At 46.4% G+C, this 5,653-nt stretch carries 9 protein-coding genes and 1 pseudogene; 1 reads left to right on the top strand and 9 read right to left on the bottom strand.

Translation table 11 applies throughout. The annotated features are described in order from the left end of the window. Positions 1-59: 59 nt before the first annotated feature. The 7 genes and pseudogenes from CINSTRO3249_RS17260 to CINSTRO3249_RS12025 all read right to left on the bottom strand — a co-directional run bounded on the left by CINSTRO3249_RS17260 (position 60) and on the right by CINSTRO3249_RS12025 (position 3,408). Positions 60-221 carry a hypothetical protein gene (locus CINSTRO3249_RS17260; protein ID WP_217265393.1) on the bottom strand — a complete coding sequence of 54 codons (162 nt, stop codon included), beginning with the start codon at positions 219-221 and terminating at the stop codon, positions 60-62. Between the two features lie 815 nt (positions 222-1,036). Continuing rightward, positions 1,037-1,216 carry an ANR family transcriptional regulator gene (locus CINSTRO3249_RS12005; RefSeq protein ID WP_074013453.1) on the bottom strand — a complete coding sequence of 60 codons (180 nt, stop codon included), beginning with the start codon at positions 1,214-1,216 and terminating at the stop codon, positions 1,037-1,039. Between the two features lie 5 nt (positions 1,217-1,221). Then, positions 1,222-1,425 carry a ParE family toxin-like protein gene (locus CINSTRO3249_RS12010; RefSeq protein ID WP_074013454.1) on the bottom strand — a complete coding sequence of 68 codons (204 nt, stop codon included), beginning with the start codon at positions 1,423-1,425 and terminating at the stop codon, positions 1,222-1,224. Continuing rightward, positions 1,422-1,820, bottom strand: coding sequence for a Rha family transcriptional regulator (locus CINSTRO3249_RS12015; protein ID WP_074013455.1), 399 nt, complete (start codon positions 1,818-1,820; stop codon positions 1,422-1,424). Before CINSTRO3249_RS12015 ends, CINSTRO3249_RS12010 begins: the two co-directional genes overlap by 4 nt. Before the next feature lie 44 nt (positions 1,821-1,864). Beyond that, entirely contained in the window at positions 1,865-2,263 is a 399-nt protein-coding gene (locus CINSTRO3249_RS17685; RefSeq protein ID WP_371441383.1) for a phage antirepressor KilAC domain-containing protein, read from the bottom strand. 29 nt (positions 2,264-2,292) lie between these two features. Beyond that, positions 2,293-2,576, bottom strand: a pseudogene (locus CINSTRO3249_RS17690) (Rha family transcriptional regulator); the annotation flags it as partial. 73 nt (positions 2,577-2,649) lie between these two features. Next, on the bottom strand, positions 2,650-3,408 hold the full coding sequence (locus CINSTRO3249_RS12025) for a Rha family transcriptional regulator (protein WP_074013456.1): 759 nt from the start codon (positions 3,406-3,408) through the stop codon (positions 2,650-2,652). Between the two features lie 324 nt (positions 3,409-3,732). Between CINSTRO3249_RS12025 and CINSTRO3249_RS12030 the strand changes: the two genes are divergently transcribed. Next, the gene (locus CINSTRO3249_RS12030) at positions 3,733-4,068 is read left to right on the top strand and encodes a CCDC90 family protein (protein WP_074013459.1); all 336 of its coding nucleotides are present in this window, start codon (positions 3,733-3,735) and stop codon (positions 4,066-4,068) included. Positions 4,069-4,505: 437 nt separating this feature from the next. Here the strand turns inward: CINSTRO3249_RS12030 and CINSTRO3249_RS12035 are convergent, their stop codons facing one another. Then, positions 4,506-5,198, bottom strand: coding sequence for a helix-turn-helix transcriptional regulator (locus CINSTRO3249_RS12035; protein WP_074013457.1), 693 nt, complete (start codon positions 5,196-5,198; stop codon positions 4,506-4,508). A 217-nt stretch (positions 5,199-5,415) separates the two neighbouring features. Then, a partial coding sequence (locus CINSTRO3249_RS12040) for an integrase core domain-containing protein (protein WP_143146883.1) occupies positions 5,416-5,653 on the bottom strand: 238 nt, incomplete at its 5' end.

Below are 5,653 nucleotides of genomic sequence, written 5' to 3' on the forward strand. Positions count from 1 at the left end.
CTCGTTTTACTTTACACCCGACCATGACCCGCTTAACTCACCCAATCCACTTTACCTACTCAGCCCACAAAACCCACCAATCCTACTAAAGCCACTAAACCCACTAAAGCCACTAAAGCCACTAAAGCCACTAAAGCCACTAAAGCCACTAAAGCCACTAAAGCCACTAAAGCCACTAAAGCCACTAAAGCCACTAAAGCCACTAAAGCCACTAAAGCCACTCAACCCACTCACCCCACTGAACTCTATCAACTGACTCAACTCAACTTAGGTGAACCAGTAAGCTGTAAACGTAGCTGGCCACCTTTAGCTAAACACTCCCTCTATACCCCGCTAATGTTCGGATACCTTACCCCACCTTGGCTTGTTGAAGGATGGGGCAATGCTCAGCCGTTGTCGCACGCATCGCAATTGATAAATTTGGAGAAGGTGTGTACGCATTTAGCAAATCTGAACACCTCCCCGCAGCCTCTTCTGGCCTTTCTAATACGTTCCATTGCCGAGAAGCTTTAGGCTGAGAGGGATTAGGGTAATGGGGAGTCACGATAGGTAAGGTTTTAATGGTGTCCCCGACAGGAATCGAACCTGTAATATTATTTATTATAAAACAGCTTGTTATTGTTTGTATATTCGATTCCTGCAATTATTTACCCGGCATTTTACCCGGGTAAATGAGGGCTAGAACTTCTAGACAGAGCGATCTGCTGCTTTTTCCATTTTGTGTAATCAGCATAAATCCAACGTGATGCTCGCCCGAGCTTTACAGGGCCGGGAAACTTACCGCAGCTGATGAGATTATAAAAGAATCTGTCGGTCATTTTTGAATCAGTAGTAATGAATTTCATATCAATAAATGAATTAGGGTGTAAATTCTCGTAATCTACTTTCATATATTACCTCTATTTAGATAAAGCTCATACTCCATTTTTCATAACGGAAGCAGGCGTGTGAAAATTGTGAATTGTAGGAAGGGGATATGTAAGGTGACTTAATGAAGAGAGTAAGTATTTACAATTCAAAGGATTTGCATTTATCTTCATCCGTTCCGCAAACATGATTTGCAGTAATCTTTACGTGCCATTGCCCACTCCATGTTATGCGGTGATTTAGCTTGCTTGGCGGCCTTGCCCCATTGCACTATTGCTTCGGCAAATTCACGATTGCTTTCGAGCGCTTTTGCCAATAGTGCTTCCTTGAGATACTTCATGTTCTTCATGGTGGTTAAATCTCGTTGTTGTAGGTGGCATGGCTCATCACGTCCCAGTGCCGTCCGTTATCTTTGGATAATGCCCGCCATCTCCGATTAACGGGGATTGATAGATATTTGCGTCGGTAGGTGCGTTTGGCGTAGATGGCACCTGAGCGCCACAGGCGAATGAGCATTTCAGCCCGCCGACGGATGTAGACGGGAATTCGGGGTTTCATGCACGGTTCCTCTTACGATGCAAATCTATTTGGGTGCTGTGTTCCTTCTGCCCGTTGGGCAGCGATGCGTAGAGCTTCAGGATACGTTTGTGGTATGGAAACTGGCTGGCACGCTCTTCAAACTCATGCCAGCTTTTAATAACACGCATGCGGTGGACGACACTGTATTCTATGAGTAAGCATTCGGTATGGTCACGGTCGAGGAGGTATTCCCGGTATTGCTGACCGTCCTGGGGGGGTGCCCAAAAATGGACATACTCCTCCGGGTCTTCTCCGAGATCGACGATCATCGATTCAATGTCGTCGCGCAATACATGGTGGTGATGCTTCTCAGTCAACTCTGCGATTTCGCGGCTGGACATGGTTAAAATATGTTCAGAAACTAAATTTTGCATGTGAAAAATCCTCGTAGCTAAACGATTGATGGAAAAGGATTTAATTATGCCGGTTCGAGGCAGAAAGTTTGAGAGAGTTTCGCCAGTCCCTTTGGCGTCACTATCACCTGCTCACGAATTTTGTCGGTGCCATCGTTACCGGGAATAATCGAGATTTTATGCTCAAGGTAGCCGGACTGGATTTTGCTCTGGTAGGCCATCCAGTTTTTGGCACCTACACGGCGATAAATCCATCCACGCTCCCTGAGGAAGGCGAACAGGTCTTTGGGGCGTACTTGCAACTCCTTGGCGGCGTTGGTGATGCACATGCCGCCGTCAGATTTGGCGATGCGGTGCAGGGCTTTTACGTCCGGGACCATCTCCTCAACTTTGCTTTCGAGGGCGAGAACCTTTTCGGTATAGGTAAGCAGGATGCCGCGCATGGCCGCCGGGTCGTTGAGCATCTGAATGGGATCGGCGGGGATGGCTAACTGTTTTTCCAATTCACGCCAGCGGTCAACCAGGCGGGCGGTGAACTCAGGGCAAAGTTGAGCGACGACGATGATACTATCGCGCTTACCCTGTTCGCCCTCAAACATATAAACTGTCGTTGGGCGGGCCTGCTGTGGGCTTTTCCTCAATTTGAGGAGAAGTGATTACGCCCTTGCTAATCAGCGTTTCGATAGTCCGTTTTACGTTGTCGTGACGTTTGTTAGCCAGCTCCGCAATTTCAAGGCTGGACATGGTTAATGTTTGTGCAATTGTTAAATTTTGCATGAGTAAAGTCCTCGTTAGTAAAAACGATGAAGAAAATGTAACCCCGGTGTATTACCGGGACAGGAAGGAAATTTTAGTGACGTTGCAGGAACTGGCTAACGTTTGCTTGTTGCCACTTCGTCAGAGCTTGGGACATAACACTGGAGTGCTGTTGGCTACTATCCTCGATCATCCGTTGCATCTCGCCAAGTACGAGATTTGCGTCTTCTTGCTGACGGAGTACACGCTTTATGGCTTGCCTTTCTGCCTCGAATATTGTTTGCTTTAACTGGGTGGTCATAGAGTAGATACGGCTGCACTCTTCGGCTAATAATGGTATCTGCCGAACTTCAAAGTGTTGTGGCGATGGTACGCCGGTGGCAAGTCGTAGAGCATGCCAGATACCTTGGGTCCATGCTTTCTCGAAACGAAATCCATTAGCCATGCTCCAAACGAGATGTGTTAATCTGCGAAGATCATCGTCGGTGAATAGTTCGGCTGCTGAGGAATTATGTCCCGGCATCGCATAAAGCTCAGCTTCCATGCGGTTAAACTCCGCGATGTAAGCTTCCTTGAACGCTGCTGCCTTTTTGCCGGTGAAGCCCATGACGAGGAAGACGAAGCCGTCCTTGGTCATGGTATACATCGGGAGTTTGCGGCCCGTGCTGTCGGTGTATTCACTCGACACAAAATTGTGTTCAGTAAATCTTGGTGAACAATCTAAGTTGCGAATCTTGTCCAGAACGCGTTCGTGACGTTTGTCAAAATAATCAGCAACGTCTAAGGATGTAGTTACAGCTTTACCATTGCGGATGATGACTTTAGGTGAAGCAAGGGATGTTTGAAGCGTCATGGTGACAATCTCCAGTGGATTCTGATAACACTCACCACCTAGAGGTCTCAAACTCATATTGGTGGTGAACTGAACAGGGTTGAGACTACCGGAGAATCCAAACCGGCCAGCCTTTCGGCTGCCCTCCTCAGTTCACCATTGATATGTGACTGGGGGCGACATAAAAAAACACGCTCGCGGCGTGTCAGTTTTGTCGCTGATTCTTCGGCGGGGTCTCAAACCCGGCACCTGAATTTGCAGATGCAGAGTGACTATAGCGCATGGGTTGATCTTCCGTCAATACGATTGCTGGGTTACACTTGCCCAAAAGAGGAGATTCCCCCCATGGGTCAGGTTGCATTTGATACGTTGAAATTCGTTGAAACACTAGAAAAGTCTGGCTTGAAGAAAGAACAGGCCAAGGCAATTTCACTTGCGGTTCGTGAATCGCATGAGGCTGTTGATGTTGCCACCAAGCGCGATCTTGAGGATGTGCGCAAAGAGATGATTACTCGCTTTGAGAAAAACGAAGCTCAGATAGCCGACGTTCGCAAGGATATGGCTGCTGGTTTCGATAAAATTAACGATAAATTTGAGAAGCTTGGCATGCAGATGACTATCCGACTTGGACTAATGGTTGCTGCCGGTGTCAGTCTCATAGCCGCCATTCTCAAAATGTAACACGAGCCTGTGCGCTATAGCGCATGGGTTATCCTTGCGTCAATGGGGCGGTGGACTTCTATTTTTGGTTGCTGGGTGCGTATTCCGGTGAAAGTGAACGGTGATTCCGGCCCGTGAACGCTGATTCTGGTGGCGGAATACAGCGTGCTAATAATCACATATGTATATTTCGCTGTGCTTGTCACGTCTAGGCGCGGGTTTTCTTTGGCAACGGTTCTGTTGCAGGACTGAGGCGGAGCGCAGCGCAGTGAGCACCGAACAGTCCTGTGGCAGAACCGTAAGGCCTATGTCACGTTTTGCGTATTTGGCCGGGTGTTCACCCTCCAGAATATGCGTTCACGGCACCGGAATTCGTGTTCACGCCAAACCAGAATGAGCGTTCACGTTGCGCCGGAATACGCACTGGGTACGGCAACAAATGTGTAGATAGATAATAGTTATCCAATAACTCGAATTGAGGGAACTAACAGATTTGTCGGTATATAGCAATCAAGGTCAATATCTCTGCAAAACTCTCGAAATTGGTAGATGTTATTAACGTGTGTCTTTTGATACAGATTACATAACCTGTTTTCTACGGTTCTATGAGAAATTCTTAATCGTCTCGCTGTTTCTTTACTGCTTAATCCATGATAAGTAAAGAAGATTATTTCAATTTCGCGTTCTGTAAAATAGCTATGAGGCATATTCAAGGTTAATGTTATGGGAGATTCGCCATCTGCATATTGCAGAGGTGAGAAAAATCTACATAGCTTAGCTTCTGCTATAGTACCAACCACATGGCCCTTGTCATTGAAGAAAGGTTGGATATCAAAAATATAAGGCTGGACAATGTCTTTACGACCAAAAGCAGAGGTAATGAGTAAAGATATCGAAGACTTGTTATCTATCACGTTTTTATCATGTTTGTAAATCTCGTCTAAAAATATTGCCATCCAATGATGTATGTCTGTTATCCGCTTACCTTCAATGTTAAAAGCTTTCGGCAAATCCAGTAATTCAACCATCGCCGGATTGATATAGACATATCGGTGCTCACTATCTCGAATATGGCATGGATTGGGGTTGCTTTCGCACATATAGATAATTTGATCAGAAATAGCTTCTCGCTTTAGTGCTACACCACGCATTAAAAATCGTCCTTGAAAAGAGATTTAACTACTTAATGAGTGGTCAGTATTGTGCTGTTATGAAAGGGTTCATAGGTGCCTTTAAGGCACCTATATTTTTCTAGCCTTTTTTGTATGGCTCATTTTGTCCTTGGCAACCATACAACGCAAATAGAACTAAGCGAATATGAAACGCTGTGAATAACCCCGAGTTTATTAGAGAGTAATTTTGGCAATACTACGCCGCTTCCTCTGATGCTAATTGCAAAGCGTAATAGTTCATTTCGGCTTCAGTAGGAGGGATGTAACCCAGCCGCCCGAGCAGCCTTCTGTTGTTGTACCAGTCCACCCAGTCCACCCAGTCCAGCGTGGCCAACTCCACTTCCGTCCGGTTTTTCCAGCTCCCGCGGTGGATAACCTCCGTTTTGTACAACCCGTTGATACTCTCTGCCATCGCATTATCGTAGGAGTCGCCG

Source organism: Candidatus Sodalis sp. SoCistrobi (assembly GCF_900143145.1).
In the GTDB taxonomy this organism is placed as follows: Bacteria; Pseudomonadota; Gammaproteobacteria; order Enterobacterales; family Enterobacteriaceae; genus SoCistrobi.

What these genes read in the sequence shown, in the direction of transcription:
- CINSTRO3249_RS12030 (WP_074013459.1), top strand. Translation starts at nt 3,733, where the DNA reads ATGGGTCAGGTTGCATTTGATACGTTGAAATTCGTTGAAACACTAGAA.
- CINSTRO3249_RS12010 (WP_074013454.1), bottom strand. Translation starts at nt 1,425, where the DNA reads ATGAAACCCCGAATTCCCGTCTACATCCGTCGGCGGGCTGAAATGCTC.
- CINSTRO3249_RS12035 (WP_074013457.1), bottom strand. Translation starts at nt 5,198, where the DNA reads ATGCGTGGTGTAGCACTAAAGCGAGAAGCTATTTCTGATCAAATTATC.
- CINSTRO3249_RS12005 (WP_074013453.1), bottom strand. Translation starts at nt 1,216, where the DNA reads ATGAAGAACATGAAGTATCTCAAGGAAGCACTATTGGCAAAAGCGCTC.
- CINSTRO3249_RS12015 (WP_074013455.1), bottom strand. Translation starts at nt 1,820, where the DNA reads ATGCAAAATTTAGTTTCTGAACATATTTTAACCATGTCCAGCCGCGAA.
- CINSTRO3249_RS12025 (WP_074013456.1), bottom strand. Translation starts at nt 3,408, where the DNA reads ATGACGCTTCAAACATCCCTTGCTTCACCTAAAGTCATCATCCGCAAT.
- CINSTRO3249_RS17685 (WP_371441383.1), bottom strand. Translation starts at nt 2,263, where the DNA reads ATGCTCAACGACCCGGCGGCCATGCGCGGCATCCTGCTTACCTATACC.